General features: G+C 68.5%; 19 protein-coding genes and 1 pseudogene. 4 read left to right on the top strand and 16 right to left on the bottom strand.

Features of this window, described 5'->3' with window-relative positions:
* Positions 1–149 precede the first annotated feature (149 nt).
* Together ACX80J_RS07715 and ACX80J_RS07710 are read right to left on the bottom strand one after the other, a co-directional pair.
* Positions 150–1199 (bottom strand): LacI family DNA-binding transcriptional regulator, encoded by a 1050-nt coding sequence (locus ACX80J_RS07715; protein WP_459347456.1) that lies wholly within the window; start codon positions 1197–1199, stop codon positions 150–152.
* Positions 1200–1221: 22 nt separating this feature from the next.
* Complete coding sequence (locus tag ACX80J_RS07710) at positions 1222–2028, bottom strand: carbon-nitrogen hydrolase family protein (RefSeq protein WP_459347352.1); 807 nt, start codon at positions 2026–2028, stop codon at positions 1222–1224.
* A gap of 75 nt (positions 2029–2103) precedes the next feature.
* Between ACX80J_RS07710 and ACX80J_RS07705 the strand changes: the two genes are divergently transcribed.
* Positions 2104–2610, top strand: coding sequence for a DUF427 domain-containing protein (locus tag ACX80J_RS07705; RefSeq protein WP_459347351.1), 507 nt, complete (start codon positions 2104–2106; stop codon positions 2608–2610).
* Positions 2611–2638: 28 nt separating this feature from the next.
* On the opposite strand, the gene ACX80J_RS07700 is transcribed toward ACX80J_RS07705, so the two are convergent.
* Positions 2639–3928, bottom strand: a complete 1290-nt coding sequence (locus tag ACX80J_RS07700; RefSeq protein ID WP_459347350.1) for an adenylosuccinate synthase — start codon at positions 3926–3928, stop codon at positions 2639–2641.
* Positions 3929–4146: 218 nt separating this feature from the next.
* Between ACX80J_RS07700 and ACX80J_RS07695 the strand changes: the two genes are divergently transcribed.
* Positions 4147–4749 (top strand): hypothetical protein, encoded by a 603-nt coding sequence (locus tag ACX80J_RS07695; RefSeq protein ID WP_459347349.1) that lies wholly within the window; start codon positions 4147–4149, stop codon positions 4747–4749.
* Between the two features lie 6 nt (positions 4750–4755).
* On the opposite strand, the gene ACX80J_RS07690 is transcribed toward ACX80J_RS07695, so the two are convergent.
* The 8 genes and pseudogenes from ACX80J_RS07690 to ACX80J_RS07655 all read right to left on the bottom strand — a co-directional run bounded on the left by ACX80J_RS07690 (position 4756) and on the right by ACX80J_RS07655 (position 10265).
* Positions 4756–5604: a trypsin-like serine protease gene (locus tag ACX80J_RS07690; RefSeq protein ID WP_459347348.1), complete on the bottom strand. Its 849-nt coding sequence runs from the start codon at positions 5602–5604 to the stop codon at positions 4756–4758.
* A 111-nt stretch (positions 5605–5715) separates the two neighbouring features.
* Positions 5716–6591 carry an oxygenase MpaB family protein gene (locus tag ACX80J_RS07685; RefSeq protein WP_459345846.1) on the bottom strand — a complete coding sequence of 292 codons (876 nt, stop codon included), beginning with the start codon at positions 6589–6591 and terminating at the stop codon, positions 5716–5718.
* Positions 6592–6680: 89 nt separating this feature from the next.
* A pseudogene (locus ACX80J_RS07680) lies at positions 6681–6911 on the bottom strand (helix-turn-helix domain-containing protein); the annotation flags it as partial.
* The gene (locus ACX80J_RS07675; RefSeq protein ID WP_459347347.1) at positions 6911–7408 is read right to left on the bottom strand and encodes a DUF2975 domain-containing protein; all 498 of its coding nucleotides are present in this window, start codon (positions 7406–7408) and stop codon (positions 6911–6913) included. The pseudogene ACX80J_RS07680 and the gene ACX80J_RS07675, both read right to left, overlap by 1 nt.
* Before the next feature lie 168 nt (positions 7409–7576).
* Positions 7577–7780, bottom strand: coding sequence for a helix-turn-helix domain-containing protein (locus tag ACX80J_RS07670; RefSeq protein WP_459314002.1), 204 nt, complete (start codon positions 7778–7780; stop codon positions 7577–7579).
* Positions 7781–8024: 244 nt separating this feature from the next.
* Positions 8025–8444 carry a DUF3151 domain-containing protein gene (locus tag ACX80J_RS07665; RefSeq protein ID WP_459314003.1) on the bottom strand — a complete coding sequence of 140 codons (420 nt, stop codon included), beginning with the start codon at positions 8442–8444 and terminating at the stop codon, positions 8025–8027.
* 3 nt (positions 8445–8447) lie between these two features.
* Positions 8448–9467: a class II fructose-bisphosphate aldolase gene (gene fbaA, locus ACX80J_RS07660; protein WP_459345844.1), complete on the bottom strand. Its 1020-nt coding sequence runs from the start codon at positions 9465–9467 to the stop codon at positions 8448–8450.
* A gap of 138 nt (positions 9468–9605) precedes the next feature.
* On the bottom strand, positions 9606–10265 hold the full coding sequence (locus ACX80J_RS07655) for a TrmH family RNA methyltransferase (protein WP_459347455.1): 660 nt from the start codon (positions 10263–10265) through the stop codon (positions 9606–9608).
* A gap of 93 nt (positions 10266–10358) precedes the next feature.
* Between ACX80J_RS07655 and ACX80J_RS07650 the strand changes: the two genes are divergently transcribed.
* Positions 10359–11138 carry an HAD-IIA family hydrolase gene (locus tag ACX80J_RS07650; protein WP_301224076.1) on the top strand — a complete coding sequence of 260 codons (780 nt, stop codon included), beginning with the start codon at positions 10359–10361 and terminating at the stop codon, positions 11136–11138.
* A gap of 23 nt (positions 11139–11161) precedes the next feature.
* Here ACX80J_RS07650 and ACX80J_RS07645 read toward each other — a convergent pair whose 3' ends face one another.
* The 3 genes from ACX80J_RS07645 to ACX80J_RS07635 all read right to left on the bottom strand — a co-directional run bounded on the left by ACX80J_RS07645 (position 11162) and on the right by ACX80J_RS07635 (position 14054).
* Complete coding sequence (locus ACX80J_RS07645) at positions 11162–12163, bottom strand: thioesterase domain-containing protein (protein ID WP_459345843.1); 1002 nt, start codon at positions 12161–12163, stop codon at positions 11162–11164.
* Between the two features lie 34 nt (positions 12164–12197).
* Positions 12198–12773 (bottom strand): orotate phosphoribosyltransferase, encoded by a 576-nt coding sequence (gene pyrE / locus ACX80J_RS07640; RefSeq protein WP_459347346.1) that lies wholly within the window; start codon positions 12771–12773, stop codon positions 12198–12200.
* A gap of 72 nt (positions 12774–12845) precedes the next feature.
* Positions 12846–14054 (bottom strand): ROK family protein, encoded by a 1209-nt coding sequence (locus tag ACX80J_RS07635; RefSeq protein ID WP_459347345.1) that lies wholly within the window; start codon positions 14052–14054, stop codon positions 12846–12848.
* 301 nt (positions 14055–14355) lie between these two features.
* Between ACX80J_RS07635 and ACX80J_RS07630 the strand changes: the two genes are divergently transcribed.
* Positions 14356–15327 carry a sugar phosphate isomerase/epimerase family protein gene (locus tag ACX80J_RS07630; RefSeq protein WP_459347344.1) on the top strand — a complete coding sequence of 324 codons (972 nt, stop codon included), beginning with the start codon at positions 14356–14358 and terminating at the stop codon, positions 15325–15327.
* A 302-nt stretch (positions 15328–15629) separates the two neighbouring features.
* On the opposite strand, the gene ACX80J_RS07625 is transcribed toward ACX80J_RS07630, so the two are convergent.
* Both ACX80J_RS07625 and ACX80J_RS07620 read right to left on the bottom strand, forming a co-directional pair.
* Positions 15630–16715 (bottom strand): ABC transporter permease, encoded by a 1086-nt coding sequence (locus ACX80J_RS07625; RefSeq protein ID WP_459345839.1) that lies wholly within the window; start codon positions 16713–16715, stop codon positions 15630–15632.
* A complete protein-coding gene (locus ACX80J_RS07620) occupies positions 16712–18232 on the bottom strand; it encodes a sugar ABC transporter ATP-binding protein (protein ID WP_459345838.1) in 1521 nt (506 codons plus the stop codon). The genes ACX80J_RS07625 and ACX80J_RS07620 overlap by 4 nt, the downstream gene beginning before the upstream one ends.
* Between the last annotated feature and the right edge of the window lie 10 nt (positions 18233–18242).

Here is an 18242-nt window from a genome sequence, read left to right as displayed (position 1 = left end):
ATCTGCGCTCATCAGTGTAGGGGAGCGCCCGTGGGGTATGTCAATGGTTCTGCCGTGTCGCCCGCTACCGCCCCGCACAGGGGAGTCGTTCACGGGAGCACGCTGCGACCCGATTCCGACGGCATGTCGGCGGGCGGTCCCCGGGTCCGTCAGGCCGGCGGCATCGCCGTCGACGCCCGGATGACGAGTTCCGGGACCACGTCCTGCGGTGTCCCGGCGGCGTCGGGGCTCGTTCCCGCCTCGCCGATGAGCGCGAGCAGCCTGGCGACGCAGCGCCGGCCAAGCTCGGGGAAGTCCTGGCGGACGGTGGTGAGCGGGGGCCAGTAGTGCGCGGCCTCGGGGACGTCGTCGAAGCCCACGACGCTCACGTCCTCCGGGACGCGGCGCCCGGCCTCCCGGAAGGCGTGGAGCAGTCCGAGCGCCATCTGGTCGTTGGACGAGAAGACGGCGGTGACCCCCCTGTCCTCCGCGAGGGCGAGCCCTGCCCGGTACCCCGACTCCGCGGTCCAGTCCCCCGACAGCTGGAGCTGCGGATCGCAGCCCCAGGCCTCCATCTCTCCGCAGTACCCGCGCACGCGCGCCTCCGTCTCGAACCAGCCGTCCGGACCGGCGACGTGCACGATCCGTCGGTGCCCCAGTTCGAGGAGGTGGCGCGTCGCGAGGGCGGCGCCTCCCGACTGGTCCATCGACAGCCGGTGGTCCCCCTGGGCCCGCGGGGAGTGCACGGTCACGAACGGAAGGCTGATGGACAGGCGCCCGATCTCACCGAGGGCCTGCATCTGCGGTGCCAGGATGACGAGCCCGTCGACCCCGTGGGCGAGCAGGCGGTCCAGCGCGGAGCGGATCGAGCCGGCGTCCATGGCGTCGAGGTGCGCGACGTCGACGGCGTACCCCGCCTCGCGCGCCGCACTGTCGATCGCCTGCAGGCTGGCGGCGGGCCCGTACTCGAAGCCCTTGCCCACCAGGACGCCGATGGTGGTGGAGCGGCTGGTCACGAGGGCGCGGGCGGCCCTGTTCGGGCGGAAGCTGAGCTCGTCCATGGCGACCAGGACGCGGTCCCGCGTCTCGGCCCGCAGGCTCGGGTGTCCGTTGAGGACCCGCGACACGGTCTGGTGGGAGACACCGGCGCGGCGGGCTACGTCCCTGATGTTCGCGGCGCGGCCGGTGTCCGCCTGCCGGGCCCGCTCCCCGGCGGGCACTGCCTCCGGAGGGCCGGCTGCGTCAGTGGGAGTCGACAATGCTGTCGTTCCGGGCGAAGCGCCGGTTCCGGAGCACCGGCAGGAACTCGCGGACGTCGTCGACCCTGCGGCGGGTGACCTCCGCCGTGGCGAGGCCCCGCTCCTCGTCCTCGAGGTGCACCTGCGGGACACCCATCGGATCGATGATGGCCGAGTGGCCGATCGTGTGGCCGCTGGACGTCCCGGCCGCGGCCACCCAGAGGGTGTTCTCGATGGCGCGCGCCTTCAGCAGCGTCTCCCAGTGCTCGATCTTGTGCTCGCCCTTGAACCACGCAGCCGGAACGCAGATGAGGTCGGCCCCGGCGTCGGCGAGGGCGCGCGCGAGCTCGGGGAAGCGGAGGTCGTAGCAGGTCATGAGGCCCACCCGGACGTCGCCGAGATCGGCGATCTTGATGCCGCCGTCGCCCGGTTTGATGCGCGTGGATTCGGAGTAGCTGAAGGCGTCGAAGAGGTGGAGCTTGCGGTAGGTGTCCACGATGCGGCCCGTCGCGTCGAGCAGGACGAGCGTGTTGAAGGGCCGCTCCTCGCCGCTCGGCTCGTAGCCTCCGGCGACGACGGCGATGCCCTGCTCGGCGGCGAGGAAGGACAGTTGCTGCACGAAGGAGCTCCAGTCGGCGTCGACCGCCTCCCGCAGCGAACCCTTCACCTCGCCCATCGAGAACATCGATTCCTCGGGGAAGACGATCAGCCCCGACCCCCCGGCACTCGCCTCCGCGGCGAGTTCCCGCATCACGGCGAGATTCGCCTGGACGTCCCCACCCGGCCTGAACTGACCAACGCTGACCTTCATGATGCCGCCCTCATCCGTATGCCTTTTCTCCAGCGTACAGACTCCCGCCCTGCACGGCGGAGTAGCCTTCTCCCCATGAGGAACCCGATCACGAGCAGGCGCGTGGAGCCCGGCCCCGGCCAGGAGTCCGTCTGGGACTACCCGAGGCCGCCCCGCGTGGAGCGGACGCCCGCGGTCATCGAGGTGCGCTTCGGCGGACGGCTGATCATCAGGACGGACGACGCCGTGCGGGTGCTCGAGACGAGCCACCCGCCCGTCTACTACCTGCCGATCAGCGACTTCGCACCCGGCGTGCTCGTGCCCGTCGAGGGCACGTCGCACTGCGAGTTCAAGGGCACGGCCGGCTACTTCGACGTCGTCGCAGGACCTGAGCGCAGTCCGCGCGCCGCCTGGACCTACCCCACGCCGGTTCCGGGGTACGAGGACCTGGCCACCCGCGCCGCCGTCTACCCGTCCCGGATGGACGAGTGCACCGTCGACGGCGAGCGGGTCCGGTCCCAGGAGGGCGACTTCTACGGCGGCTGGATCACCGCCGCCGTCGTGGGACCGTTCAAGGGCGGCGCAGGGACCTGGGGCTGGTAGCCCGCCGGGACCGGCGGGGAACCGGAGGTCAGCCGCCGATCAGGTCGTTGACCACGATGGTCTGGTCGCGGTCGGGCCCGACGCCGATGGCGGAGAACCGGGTGCCGGACAGCTTCTCGAGCGCCCGGACGTAGGTCTGTGCGTTGTCCGGCAGGTCCTCGATGGTCCGGGCTCCCGTGATGTCCTCGGTCCAGCCGTCGAAGTACTCGAAGATCGGCTTCGCGTGGTGGAACTCGGTCTGGGTCATGGGCATCTCGTCGTGGCGCACGCCGTCGACGTCGTACGCCACGCACACCGGGATGGTCTCGATACCGGTGAGGACATCGAGCTTCGTGACGAAGTAGTCGGTGAAGCCGTTGACGCGCGAGGCATGGCGCGCCAGCACGGCGTCGTACCAGCCACATCGGCGGGGACGGCCGGTGTTCACGCCGAACTCGCCGCCGGTCTTCTGCAGGTACAGGCCCATCTCGTCGAAGAGCTCCGTGGGGAACGGGCCGGCGCCGACGCGGGTCGTGTAGGCCTTGATGATGCCGATCGAGCGGGAGATGCGCGTGGGCCCGATACCCGAGCCGACGGACGCGCCGCCGGCCGTGGGGTTCGAGGACGTCACGAACGGATACGTACCGTGGTCGACGTCGAGGAACGTCGCCTGGCCGCCCTCCATGAGGACCACCTTGCCGGCGTCGAGCGCCTCGTTGAGCACGAACGTGGAGTCGATGACGAGGGGCTTGAGCCGCTCGGCGAAGGACAGGAAGTACTCCACGACCTCCTCGACCTCGACGTTGCGCCGGTTGTAGACCTTGACCAGCAGTTCGTTCTTCTGCTTGAGGGAGCCCTCCACCTTCTGGCGCAGGATCGACTCGTCGAAGACGTCCTGCACGCGCAGGCCGAGCCGTGCCACCTTGTCCATGTACGCGGGGCCGATGCCGCGGCCCGTGGTGCCGATGGCACGCTTGCCGAGGAAGCGTTCGGTGACCTTGTCCAACACCTGGTGGTACGGGGCCACGAGGTGGGCGTTGGCGGACACGCGCAGCCTCGAGGTGTCCGCGCCGCGGGCCTTGAGCCCTTCGATCTCGTCGAAGAGGGCCTCGAGGTTGATGACGCAGCCGTTGCCGATGATCGGGATCGCGTTGGGGCTGAGGATGCCGGCGGGAAGGAGCTTCAGCTCGTACTTCTCACCGCCGACGACGACGGTGTGCCCGGCGTTGTTGCCGCCGTTCGGCTTCACGACGTAGTCGACCCGGCCGCCCAGCAGGTCAGTGGCCTTGCCCTTACCCTCGTCGCCCCACTGGGCTCCGACAATGACGATTGCTGGCATGGGATCCTCCCCCATTCGGTACGGCCCTTCCCGCGCCGCGGAGAAGTACGCCGTGCATCAGAACGCCCCAACCGTCCGCACGGTGTGCGCGGGCACTGGGGCTCTTACCGTCCGAGTTTAGCCGAGCCGCTCCGGGGGCGCCGAAAAACGCGGCGCATGACGGCACGCGTGCCGCCCGGCGGCACGCTCCCAAGCGACGATTCCGTGCACAATGGGGCATGGACCGCTTCGAAGGACACATCGCCGGCATCGGCACCGCCTCGGGCACCAGGCTGGTGATCGGCCGCTGGGACACGTCCCCGTTCGGCGCGTTCACCGACGTCATGATGGAGGATGCAGCGGGCCACCGCACCCTGCTCGCTCCGAGCCGGGACGTGGCGGACTACGTCGGTGCGACGTACGCGTTCGACGACGTCGTGCTCTCGCCGATCACCTCGACGCTGACGCGCGACCGCCTCGAGGTGGAGGCCGGGGATCTCCGGGTCTTCGCCGGGATCGGGGCCGTCACGCTGCTCGGGCGGCTCCTCCGCCTCGTTCCGCCCCGCCTGGCCACGCACCCGCGCTGGCTGGCGCTGGTCAACCCGGTGGCGTCGGTCCTGGTGAAGGGCGTGGCGACCGCCGGCTCCGCCGGACAGGGCCGCACGGAGTACTACGGAGTCACGTCGGCGCGGGCGATCACCCGGGTGGCGGCAACCTGGCGCGGTTCCGACCTGGGTGCGCTCGCCCCCGTCCGTCCGCCCGTGCGGTTCGGCTTCAGCTCCGCCCCTGCACGGCCGCAACTGGTGTCCGTGACCACGACGATCCGCCGCCCGGAGCCCTGAGTCGGGTCAGCCGGCCGTCAGGGCGAGCCAGTCCTGGACGACGGCGGTGTCCGTCCGCTGGTAGCCGTCGATGTACCGGCAGATGGTGTTGAACCCGTAGGAGCTGACGGCGACGAGGTAGCCGTCCAGGAACACGGGCCCGCCGGAGTCCCCGGAACAGGTGCCCCCGCCGCCGCGCGGGTCGTTCGGATTGCCCTGCAGCTGCAGGACCTGCTCCCCGAGCTTCTGCCCGGGGGACGTCGTGCTCCGGCGCAGCAGGGGGAAGTTCATGGGCTCGGGCTTCTGCGGTCCGGCGTCCGGCTTCCGGACCTCGGTGCCGTACCCCACGACCTCGAAGATCGTCCGATTGAGCAGCGGTGCCCGGTACTGGTCGAGGTACCCCACCGGCGCGAGCTCGGCGGGCCCGATGCCGGCCGCAGGGGCGTCGAGCACGATCACGCCGACATCGGCCCGGTCGGTGACGGGAGCTGCACCCGAGTAGTCGGGGTGCGCCGTGGAACTGCCGGACAGTGCACCGGCAGCGGCGAGATCGGCGCGCGTGTAGCCGACGGCAGGGTCGGTGGCTCGCGGGATCGCGACGGGCGGGGCATTCCCGATCACGGGATCGAACGTCACGAAGGACTCCCCCACCGTCCCCGAGACGCAGTGGGCCGCCGTCAGGAGGACCGTGGGGCTGATGAGCGTCGCGGAACAACGCTGCAGGGCTCCGGTGCCGCTGTAGGTGAAGACCAGCGCGACGCCGGGGTGATCGTCCGCGTCGGGCTCCCCACCGGTGACTGCTGTGGCGGGTGATGCACCTGCCGCCAGCAGGACGAGCACGGCTGCTGCGGCGAGGGCGCGGCTGAGGAGCCTCATGGGTGGGGACCTTTCGAGCGGACATGGGTGTTGAGCCGAGCATACTGGCGGGACCGCTCCCGGCACGCACCTCTCGGGACCGACACGACCGGAGACGGAGAGCCGGCAGCGCTACCGGCCGGATGCGCCCCGCACGCGGTCGAGGGCGACGGTGTAGTGCGGCCAGTACCGCACGCGTGCAGGCAGCAGCGGCGCGGCCAGCCGTGCGGCCCGGCGGATGGCGGCGAAGGACGCCTGCTCGCGGCGGCCCCACGGAAGTCCGTAGGCCTCGCGCAGGGAGGGAGGGAGGACTCCTGCGGCGAGCACGGAGGGCACCGGACGGAGCGGCCGCGGCAGGAGCGGCGGGTCGGGCGCGAGGATCTGCCCCGCGATCGTCCGTGCGGTGCCGCCGACGTCGAGTGAGGCTCGCACCTGGTGCTCCACGTACCGCTCGAGGGCGCTGTAATCCTCCGGCAGGAGTGCGTCCGGGACACCGAAGAGGTGCGCCATCCGCTTCATGTCCTGGTAGTACGCATCCCGCTCCCCCACCGGGACCGCACGGAGGAAGGCGTCTGTGACCTCGAGGGCGGTCCAGACGAGGGTCGAGAACACCCACAGGGCGAGCTCGGGATGGTCCGCGCTGTAGGGCGTGCCCGCCGGCAGCGATGCGCTGGGCTCGGTCAGGGTACCCCGCACGGGTCGGTGCTTCCGCGCCACATGGGCTGCGGCGGAACGGACCTGGTCCCGGTCGCCGAAGGAGACGGTGAGGACGGCGTCGAGCGTGCCGCGCAGGCGCTGCAGGGGATCCGTGGCGAACCCGCTGTGGGCCCGCACGCCCTCGGCCACGAGCGGATGCGCCAGCTGCAGCAGAAGCGCGGCGGGACCCCCGGCGAAGATGGCGCGCTCGCGCGCGATCCGCCACGCAGCCGAGCCCGGCCCGAAGATCCCCGGGTCACCCGCTCTGCCGGGCGCCGGAGCCCGAGGGAAGAACCGGCCGAGCCCCTTCACGCGCCACCCTCCCCGTGCACCGCAGCGGAGCCGCCGCCCGCCGCCGCGCTGGTTCCCTCGTCGCGGGCACCCACGTCGTCGTCCCGGCTGCCGTTCTCCTCGGTCCCGTCGGTCCCGTCGTCGACCCACTCCAGCAGGTCCCCCGGCTGGCAGCCCAGCACCCTGCACATCGCCTCGAGCGTGCTGAACCGGACGGCCTTGGCGCGCCCGTTCTTCAGGACCGCAACGTTGGCCGGCGTGAGGCCGACGCGGTCCGCGAACTCCCCCACGCTCATCTTCCGCCGGGCGAGCTCGACGTCGATACGCACCACGATGGGCATCAGATGACCTCGTCCAGCTCCGTGCGCAGCTGGCGCGCCTCGGCGTCCCGGTCGACCGCCTGGACGAGCAGCGCCCTCAGCACGAGCACGATCAGCGCCACGGCCGCGATCATGACGGACACGCCCCCGATCAGCAGCACGACGCCGGGAGCCACGGCCTCCCCCGGCGCGAGGGCGACTCCGAGGCCGAATGCGAACAGGCTCGCAGCGGCGAACGCGCCGATGACCGTGTTGACCAGCCGGAAGGCGTCCGTCGAGAAGACGGTCCCGCGGCGCACCATGGTCAGCAGGCCCCAGACGCAGACCACGGCTGCCTGGAGGGCGAGGATTCCGAGCACCGTCAGGACGACGAGCGGTGTCCGGATCAGGGCGACGTCGGGGTCGGCGGAGTCGAGATCGATGCCGAGGAGCGAGAGCATCACCACCTGGATAAACACGGCACCCGTGAACATGAGGCACAGCACTACCCGTAGCGCGACGACGGTGATTCGTCCCATGACAGCTCCTTCTATGCCGAGTTACGACACAAAGCTATCGTTAATCGATAGTCAGGGCAAGGGCTCCTGCAGCAGGGCGCGCGGCACTACGGATTGCCGTACCGGGGCAGGATCCAGCGCCACCCCGCACCCTTCGCCGGCCCGCGTCCGGAACCTGCTGCGCAGGAGTCAGATGGAGAAGTCCGACCCCGGGTTCGCTGCGTCGAGATACTCCCGGACCGCGCTCTGCGGCACCCGGTAGGACCGCCCGAACCGGATGCTGCGGATGGTTCCCGATTGCACCAGCCGGTAGACCGTCATCTTCGAGACCCGCATCATCGCGGCCACCTCGGCCACCGTGTACAGCTGTCCCGTGCTTACCTTTGTGGACATTGCAGCACCACTTCCATCCGCCTCACCACGTGCTGTGGAGCTATTAACTCTGATCCCGGGAGTAACGGCAGCACAAGAAACCCGACTACTCGTTTATCACCTGCAACAGCAAGTACCAGGCGCCTCACCAGCGACACTCCGGGCGCCCCGACCGCCCGCCCGCGTGCACCGCCCGAACGGAAAAATGGCGGGGCGAACGATCGCCCCGCCATTCCTCCAGCCGATGCGGCTGCTTCCCGTGGCGTCAGCCCGCCAGCTGGGCGCTCGCCTCCGGGTCGGACTCCCGGAGGAAGACCGCGATGCGCTCGGCCTCCTCGATCTCGCCGATGGACGCCGCAGCCCGGCCCAACGCGAAGAGCGCTCGCAGGAACCCGCGGTTCGGCTCGTGGGAGTAGGGGATCGGACCGGCGCCGCGCCAGCCGCTGCGCCGGAGGGCGTCGAGGCCGCGGTGGTAGCCGGTACGGGCGTACGCGTAGGACTCGATCGTCCGGCCCTCGGCGTAGGCCTCGTCGGCGAGGATCGCCCACACCAGCGACGACGTCGGGTGCTGGGCTGCCAGGTCGACGGCCTCGTCACCGGCCGCGAGGCGCTCGACGACGTCGGGTTCTTCGGGTAGGAGGGTGGGCTCGGGCCCCAGGAGGTTCTTCCGGAACTCGTCGGACACGGGCTAGAGCTTCTTTCCGGCGGACCCGAGGGACGCGGCGGCCTCGACGATACGGGCCGAGAGGCCGGCCTCGGCGGAGGCGCCCCAGACGCGGGGGTCGTAGGTCTTCTTGTTGCCGACCTCGCCGTCGACCTTCAGCACGCCGTCGTAGTTGCGGAACATGTGATCGGCGATGGGACGCGTGAACGCGTACTGGGTGTCGGTGTCGATGTTCATCTTGATGACGCCGTAGGAGACGGCGTCGGCGATCTCCTGGTCGGAGGAGCCCGACCCGCCGTGGAACACGAGGTCGAAGGGCTTGTCCTTGCCGATCTTCTGGCCCACCTGGTCCTGGATGTCCTTGAGGATCTCCGGGCGCAGCTTCACACCGCCGGGCTTGTAGACACCGTGGACGTTGCCGAAGGTCAGCGCGGTGATGTAGCGGCCGTTCTCGCCGGCACCGAGGGCCTCCACGGTCGCGAGGGCGTCCTCGACCGTGGTGTACAGCTTGTCGTTGATGGCGTTCTCCACGCCGTCCTCCTCGCCGCCGACGGTGCCGATCTCCACTTCGAGGATGATCTTCGCGGCAGCGGCGCGGGGCAGGATCTCGCGGGCGATCCGCAGGTTTTCCTCGAGGGTCTCGGCGGACCCGTCCCACATGTGGGAGTTGAAGAGCGGGTCGCGGCCGTTCTTCACGGCGTCCTCGGACGCGGCCAGCAGCGGCAGCACGAAGTCGTCGAGCTTGTCCTTGGGGCAGTGGTCCGTGTGCAGGGCGATGTTCACGTCGTACTTCTTCGCCACTTCCTTCGCGAACGCCGCGAAGCCGAGCGAACCGGCGACCATGTCCTTCACGCTCGCGCCGGACCAGTAGGCAGCGCCGCCCGTGGAGACCTGCACGATGCCGTCCGAGCCCGCTTCGGCGAAACCACGCATCGCGGCGTTCAGGGTCTGGGAGGAGGTCACGTTCACAGCCGGGAAAGCGAACCCGCCCGCCTTCGCGCGGTCGATCATCTCGGCGTAAACATCAGGGGTGGCAATAGGCATGCTGAGGACTCCTTAGTGGTGGGAAGTGCTTGCTTCATCCTAGCGAGCGGACCTGCCGGGCGCAGTGGAAGTCGACGCCTCATGACGACGCGACCGGGGACGGACCGGGGCGGATGTGCCCGTCCGGCCGGATGCCGATCAGACGTGCTGGCCGAAGACGTGCCGCCGCACCCAGCCGTGCATCGCGATCGCGGCAGCCGCCGAGGCGTTGATGGAGCGCGTGGATCCGAACTGGGCGATGGAGAGCGTCGCCTCCGCGGCCTCGTGCACCTCCGGAGTGAGGCCGGGGCCCTCCTGGCCGAAGACGAGCACGCACCTCTCGGGGAGGTCGTAGGTCTCGAGCGGCACCGAGTCCGGGAAGTTGTCGATCCCGATCACGGCCAGCCCCTCGGCTGCCGCCCAGGCGGTGAAGTCGGCCACCGTGGGGTGGTGGCGGACGTGCTGGTAGCGGTCGGTGACCATCGCGCCGCGCCGGTTCCACCGCCGTCGCCCGATGATGTGGACCTCCTTCGCGAGGAACGCGTTGGCGGTACGCACCACCGAACCGATGTTGAGGTCGTGCTGCCAGTTCTCGATCGCGACGTGGAAGCCGTGGCGCCGCTCGTCCAGGTCCGCCACGATCGCCTCGTGCGTCCAGTACCGGTAGCCGTCGACGACGTTCCGGGTGTCCCCGTCCGCCAGGAGGCCGCGGTCCCAGTGATCGCCGTCGGGCCACTCACCTTCCCAGGGTCCGACGCCGACGGCGGGACCTCCCGGGGCTCCGTGCGTGGCCTCGGTGGTGTCGGTCGGCTCCAGCAGGGGTTCTTTCACCGTCCAAGCGTAATCGGCGGCAAAGGTGGAAGACTGGCACAGGCAGTTCCCCGTGCGTCCGCCCCCTTGGAAGGAAGCCCCATGCGCGAGAACGAACACATCGAGTGCTGGCTCACCGACATGGACGGCGTGCTGGTGCACGAGAACTCCGCCATCCCCGGCGCGGCCGAACTGATCGAACGGTGGGTGGCCACCTCGAAGCGGTTCCTCGTCCTGACCAACAACTCGATCTACACGCCCCGCGACCTCGCCGCGCGCCTGAAGGCCTCCGGACTCGAGATCCCCGAGGAGAACCTCTGGACATCCGCGCTGGCCACCGCGCAGTTCCTGCGCGACCAGCTGCCCGGCGGCCGCGCCTACGTGATCGGCGAGGCCGGGCTGACGACGGCGCTGCACGAGGCCGGTTTCGTCCTCACCGACACCAACCCCGACTACGTGGTGCTGGGCGAGACGCGCACGTACTCGTTCGAGGCGATCACCACCGCCGTACGCCTGATCCTCGACGGGGCACGTTTCATCGCGACGAATCCTGACGTCACCGGCCCCTCGAAGGAGGGACCCCTCCCCGCGACCGGCGCCATAGCGGCGATGATCACGGCGGCGACGAGCCGCGACCCGTACATCGTGGGCAAGCCGAACCCCATGATGTTCCGCTCGGCCATGAACCAGATCGACGCCCACTCCGAGACCACGGCGATGATCGGAGACCGCATGGACACGGACATCATCGCCGGCATGGAAGCCGGCCTGCACACCGTCCTGGTGCTCAGCGGCATCACGCAGCCGGAGGACATCAACGCCTACCCGTTCCGCCCGGCGCAGATCTGCGACTCGGTGGCGGACCTGATCGACCAGGTCTGATCGGCAGCACGCCTGGCGGGGCTCTAGAAGAAGCTCCTCCAGCCCCCGCCGCGCGGCATCGGCGCGTACTCCCGCTGCACCGCGGACACGATGCCCTGGTACACCCCTGGGTTCCACTGCGGGCTGGCGTGTGCAGGCAGCGCACCGTCCGTCACGTAGTCCACGGACATCACGTTGTCGGGCAGATCGCGTGCCCAGCCCGCACGGGCCCTCGCGTAGTCGACGACACCGTCGCCCGGGTTCCCGGCGAACACCACCTTCGTGTCCCCGAGGGAGAGCCTGAACCGTGTGGCGTCGAAGTGGTAGATGTACGAGGACTCGGACTGGATCAGCTCGCTGCTGGGCGCCAGGGGCGAGAGCTGCTCGAGCGTCTGGTCCATGATCTGGCTCCAGGTGCGCTCGTTCTTGTGGACGATCCGCTCACCGAGCTCGTACGTCCCCCGCACGCTGATCGGTACGCGCACCCCGGCTTCGTAGAGCAGCACCACGCCGTCGAACATGCGCTGGTCCTGGACGTCGAAGCGGCTGGACGGCGAGGAGTCCAGCAGGACCAGCTCCACCGGGATCCCGCGGTCCCGCAGTCGCGCAGCCACTTCGACCGCCACCATCCCGCCGAAACTGTGGCCGTAGAAGTAGAGCCTCTCGAGGCGGAAGTTGTCCACGTAGCGGTTCATCGTGGCCACGATGTTGTTGATGTCGAGCCCCCGGTTGGAGTATCCGAGGACCGCCATCTGCGCACGCCGGGACAGGACCGGCCGCAGTGAGTTGAGGATCCAGAGCCCCTCCTCCCAGCTGGTCTTGTACCCCGGGAAGAGGACCCACCGGTCGTTCGGGAACCGGGCGGCCGCGCGGTCGTCGTCGAGCGGCAGGATGCGGTTCTGGTCGCGCTGGGACTGGATGACGCGGGTGAAGGCGAGGTCCGCCGTCACCACTGCGGCTGCCGCCGAGCCGATCAGGAAGGACCGGCGGGAGGACTCACGGAACTCGCGGGCGCCCTGCAGGGCGCGGGCGTCGTCGTGCTTCACGCGCTTCCCTCCCGCAACCCGCCGGGAGTGATCGTCAGGCGAGGCCCAGCTCGTCCTTGCCGAAGGCGAAGAGGTAGGCCACCCTGGCCTCGGACTCGATGCGTTCCTTGGAGCCCGTGCTCCGGTCCACGATGACGGCGACGGCCTGCACGTCGCCGCCTGCGCGGCGTACGCCCTCGACGGCGGTGAGCGCGGAGCCGCCCGTGGTCGAGGTGTCCTCGAGCACGACGACGGGGCGCCCGGACACGTCCGGTCCCTCGACCTGCCGGCCCATGCCGTGCGTCTTCTGGGTCTTGCGCACCACGAACGCGTCGATCGGCCGTCCGGCCTGGGCCGCAGCGTGCATCACGGCGGTTCCGACGGGGTCGGCGCCCATGGTGAGGCCGCCCGCCGCCTCGAAGGTGATGCCGGCGTCGTCGAGCAACTGGAGCATCACGCGGCCCACGAGGACGGACGCCTCGTGGTGCAGGGTGATGCGGCGGAGGTCGATGTAGTAGTCGGCCTCGACTCCGCTGGAGAGCGTGACGCGCTCATGCACCACGGCGAGTTCCTTGATGAGCTCGAGGAGCCGGGTACGGTCGGTGGTCTGCGCGGAGGTCTCGGCGGTCATGCGGCCAGTCTATCGAGAGGCACGGGACGCACCGTCACGGGCCATCAGCCGGTCGGCGTCGTCTGCGACTGTTCAGTCGGCGATCGTGTCGTTGAGGCCGAGGACCATGTCGTCGATCCGCTGGGGTGACATCGCGTCGTGGATGGCGAGCATGCTCGCGCCGAGGACACCCGCGTCCAGGCCGGAGGAGGACTGGACGATCTGCAGGTGGTGGGTAGCGAGCGGGATGGTGCGTGAGTAGACGACTTCGCGGATGCCCGCGATGAAGTGCTCGCCGGTGAGCGCCATCGACCCCCCGATGACGATCACCGACGGATTCATCAGACTTACGCAGGCCGAGAGCACTTCTCCTACGTCTCGACCGGCCTGGCGCACCGCGTGCACGGCCTCCTTGTTCCCGCTCCCCACGAGTCGGATGACGTCCTCGCTGTTGTGGGCTTCCAACCCGAGGGCTCTCAGCTTCGCTGCGACGGCCGGCCCTGACGCAACGGCTTCGAGGCAGTCCTGGTTGCCGCAGTGGCAGGGAACGCCACCGCCGTTCTGCACGCGGATATGGCCGATGTCCCCTGCGACGCCATTCGCGCCGCGTTGGAGCATGCCGCTCGAGACGATGCCGGAACCGATGCCGGTGGCCACCTTCACGTAGATCAGGTCGTCCACATCGGACCAGGCGGCGTTTCGCTCACCCACCGCCATGATGTTCACGTCGTTGTCCACGAGGACCGGGACGTGGAAGTGGTTCTGCAGGTAGCCAGGGACGTCGAAGCGGTTCCAGCCAGGCATGATCGGCGGGTTGATGGGCATGCCAGTGCTGTGTTCGACCGGCCCGGGGACACCGACCCCGATGGCCAGCAGGTCCGAGAGCTCACGGCCCGCTTTCTCGAGGAGTCCGCCGGACATCTCGACGACCGCCTGGAGCACGGAGGTGGGACCCGACGACACCTCGATGGTGCGTGCCGCTTCATGGAGCTGATGGCCCGTGAGGTCCGTCAGTGCCACGCGGAGGTGCGACGCCCCGATGTCCACACCCAGGACGACCTTGCTCCCCGCCTTCAGCGCGACGCGCGAGGACGGGCGACCCCCGGTCGAGACAGCGTCGTCGACGAAACCGACCAGCCCCAGTTCCATGAGCGATTCGATCCGCAGGGTGACGGTGGACCGGGCCAGACCCATCTGCTCGGCCAGCTCCGACCGCGTGCGGGGACGCCCGTCCCGAAGGATCTGGAAGAGCTCGCTGGCTCCGGAGGAGCCGAGTCCGTTGAAGCTACTTATGTCACGCATCGACTCATTACAGCATATAAACCGACGAAACATGAGTGCAGAAAGGTCTGGTGGTGATGACTTGAGGGAAAGTAGCCACCACTCCGGTGCTACGGGACTGTCTGTCGCCCTTAGTACTGCCTGAGCTCGACTTTACATCGGGGCAGACTTTTCTGATTACATCGGCGGACATGCAACATTCGTTGTTTCTCGCCATTACCCGTGTTAGGTTCGCTGGGACTTCCGTCACAAAGACAGGCTTCGGCCGACTCACCCGATCGACGGGATTCCCCTGCATCACCACTTCAAGGAGGAAGCTTTGATGAAGAACGCCTACACCACCGTTCACCACCCGCGCCGGGGAGCCGCGCGCAGAGTGGCGGCAGCAGCCGCTCTCGCCATCGCAGCGACGACTGTTCTGGCCAGTCCTGCCATAGCCGCCCCGAAGGCAGGCTCGGGGTCCGAATGTGCCGGCAGGAGTGTCCCCGCCAGCAAGATCTCCTTCCAGCTGTACAGCTACGCCGGCTGGCAGAGGGACATCGGAACGGAGGGAATCCTCGCCGAGTTGGCGGAGATCGGGTACAAGAACGTGGAGCCCTTCGGCGGCTCCTACGAAGGACGCAGCGCAGAGGAATTCAATGCGCTTCTCAAGGAGTACAAGCTCAAAGCCCCGACCTCGCACGGCAGCACTGCCGAGGCGACATTCGACCAGACCCTCGCCTACGCCAAGACGATCGGGCAGAAGTACACCGGATCAGGTGGTTGGGCGGCGCCCGGGGTGAACAGGGACGCCACCAGCACCTATGCGGACCTGGTGGCCACCGCCGAGGCGATGAACGAACTGGGCGAGCGTTCCGTGAAGGCCGGGACGGGGAAGCACTTCGGCCACAACCACTGGTGGGAATTCACTACGCTCGTCACCGACCCCGAGACCGGCCAGCAGACCACGGCCTACGAGGTGCTCCTGGCGAACACCGACCCCCGCTACGTCGCCTTCCAGCTCGACGTCTACTGGGCCTCGGACGCGGGAGTCGACATCGTCGATCTGCTCAACCGGCACGGCGACCGCATCGAGCTGCTCCACATCAAGGACGGCGCACTTCCCGCCGACACGATCGGATTCGCGAGCTTCCCCCTGCTGACCGATGTCGGCGAGGGTGACATCGACTGGGGTCCGATCCTCGACGCCGCCCAGGGCAAGGTGAAGTACTACGTCATCGAGCGGGACAATGCCCCGGCCACTGCCGAATTCGCCCGCGACAGCTTCGACTTCCTCACCTGCTACGCCTACTGAGACCGGCACCACCTAGAACGACGACCCGACCGGCGGCTCCCTGCTGAACCGCCGGTCGGGCCGAGCCTTTTCAACTGCATCCCCCAGTGCTGGGATCCATCTACAGGAACCACCCCCTGATCAGATCCCGCACGGTTCCGTCGGTCCACGCACCCCACCCGACAAAGGTTCACTTCTCCCCGTCGGCCGATCGTTGACGGACTCCGACAAGGGTCCCCCGCAACATGCGGGGGACCCTTTCGCGTGGCGCGCTGGGCCTCCGGGCGGGTGCATACCTGCTACCCACCCGGAGTGCGGTTGAATCAGCTGGTCTGAGCTGCGTCGGTCCTCACCGCATTGACCATTCGCTTGCGTGGTCCCTGTGACGCGAACCGCTGCTGCAGGAGGACCGCGCCCACGAGGATGAGGGCTCGGGCCAGAGCCTGGATGGAGGTGTCGAGGTTGTTCTGCGTGAAGACATTGGTGAGAGTGCTGAAGATGAGCACACCGAGAACCGTGCCCATAATGGTGCCGCGCCCGCCGACCAGTAGTGTTCCGCCGACGACGACGGCGGCGATGACGTCGAGCTCAAGGAGCAGACCATGGGTGGACGTGCCGGCCGTGGTGCGGCCCAGGAACATGACACCGCCGATGCCCGCTGTGAGGCCGGCGAGGACGTAGAGGTAGACCAAGTGGCGCTTGACCTTGATACCGGCCAGCCTCGATGCTTCGAGGTTGCCGCCGATGGCGATGGTCCGCCGTCCGAACGTGGTGCGGTTGAGCAGGAACCACCCGGCAGCAGCGACGACGACGAAGATCCAGACGAGGATGGGAATGCCGAGCAGGTCAGCGCGCATGACCTGCAGGAAGTCCCGGTTGCTGACGACCTGGGTCCTGCGGCCGGAGATGAGTTCCGCGAGACCACGCGCACCGACGAGCATCGCCAGCGTCGCGATGAAGGCGACCACCTTCCCGTAGGCGATCAACAGCCCATTGATGAGACCTGCACCGGCCCCGACCCCCAGTGCTACGAGCACCATGAGGATCCAGGATGACCGGGTGGCCGCAAGTTGTACGGCACTGAGGCTGGCGACCACTGTCGCCAGGCCGATGACCGACCCTACCGACAGGTCGATACCGCCTGCGGTGATGACGAAGGTGACCCCAATGCTCACCACACCGATGATCGAGGCATAGCGCAGGATCGTGAGCATGTTCTCGAGGTTGAGGAATCTGTCCCCACTGGTGGCTGCTCCCACCACGAAGAGCAGTGCGAGGGCGATGACCAGCCCGAGGCTGCGTCCTGCTGAGCCCTTCAGCAAGTTCTGCAACGGGTTGCCCCGCGGTGTGCCGTGATCGTCCCGTGCGCCGAGGCGTGATTCGGGCACCTTGGTGTTCTGCTCGCTCACGCGGCACTTCCCTTCATGATGAGGTCGAGCACGCCGTGCTCGTCCAGGTCGCTGGCATTCGTTTGGGTGAGGACTCTGCCGTCGTCGATGACGAGGACCTTGTCCGCGAGCCCCAGGACTTCCTCGATCTCGCTCGAGATGACGATGATGGCTGTTCCGGCGTCGGCCAGTGCGCGGATGAGGGCATAGATCTCGGCCCGGGCCCCGACGTCCACGCCGCGGGTGGGCTCATCGAGCAGGAGGACTGACGTTCCGTGGACGAGCCAGCGGCCGAGGAGGATCTTCTGCTGATTCCCGCCGGACAGCGTCCGGGCCGGCCGGTCGGGATCGGCCGGACGCAGCTCGAGGGCTGCGATCTGCTCACGGGCCGCCTGCCGCTCGGCGGCCTCGTTCAGGTAGCCGGCGCGGGCGAACCGTTCGAAGGTCGAGAGCGTCACGTTCTTGAACAACGGTTCGTCCAGGATGAGTCCCTGGCTCTTGCGTTCCTCCGGCGAGAGACCGATCCCGGCGTCCACGGCAGACCTGACGGAACCGGCCCTGAGGGTCCTGCCCTTGACCGAGACCGTCCCCGAGGATGCCTTCCGCGCCCCATAGATGGTCTCGAGGATCTCGGACCTCTTGGAGCCCACGAGTCCGGCGAAGCCGAGGACCTCCCCCGCACGGACGGAGAGGCTCACCTTCTCGAAGTGGCCGTCGAGTTCGAGGTCCTTCACCTCGAGGACCACCGGTGCATCGGCGGGAAGGGGCTTCCGGGCCGGGAAGACGTTCTCGACGTCCCTGCCGGTCATGAGCCGGATCAGTTCAGCTCTCGGGGTGTCCGCGACACTCAAACCGTTCGCCGTGCTCCGGCCATCCTTGATGACCGAGATCCGGTCCCCGATCTGCCGGATCTCCTCGAGCCTGTGGGAGATGTAGACGACCGCGATCCCCTGAGCGGTGAGCTCACGGACCACGCGGAAGAGATTGGCGACTTCACCCGAGTCCAGGATGGCGCTCGGCTCATCCATGATGATGAGCTTCGTGTCGCGGGACAGCGCTCGAGCCATGCTGACGATCTGCTTGTTCGCCGCCGACAGGGTCCCCACTTCCGTGGAGGGCGACAGACTGCCGTGGCCGAGGCGACTGAGCAGCGTGCGTGTGAGGGCGTTGGCCTTCCTCACATGGAGCACGCCGCCACGTGCCAGCTCGTGTCCGAGGAAGATGTTCTCGGCGACGGACAGGCCGTCGACGACGTCGAGTTCCTGATACATGGTGGCGATGCCGAGATCGAGTGCGGCGGTCGGGCGAGGGAGCGAGACTTCCTCCCCCTCCCAGAAGATCTCGCCACTGTCGGGCTGGTGGACCCCGGACAGGGTCTTGATGAGGGTGGATTTCCCCGCCCCGTTCTGCCCCATGACGCAGTGCACTTCCCCTGGAAGCACCTGCAGGTCCACTCCTTTGAGCGCCTGGACACCAGCGAACTGCTTGGTGATCCCGCGGACTTCGAGCAACGGCCGTGGCTGATCTTCATCGAACATGCGACGAACC

Source organism: Arthrobacter rhamnosi (assembly GCF_054510975.1).
The sequence above is the reverse complement of the archived record's forward strand: the minus strand, read 5'-3'. Positions and strand labels throughout refer to the sequence as shown.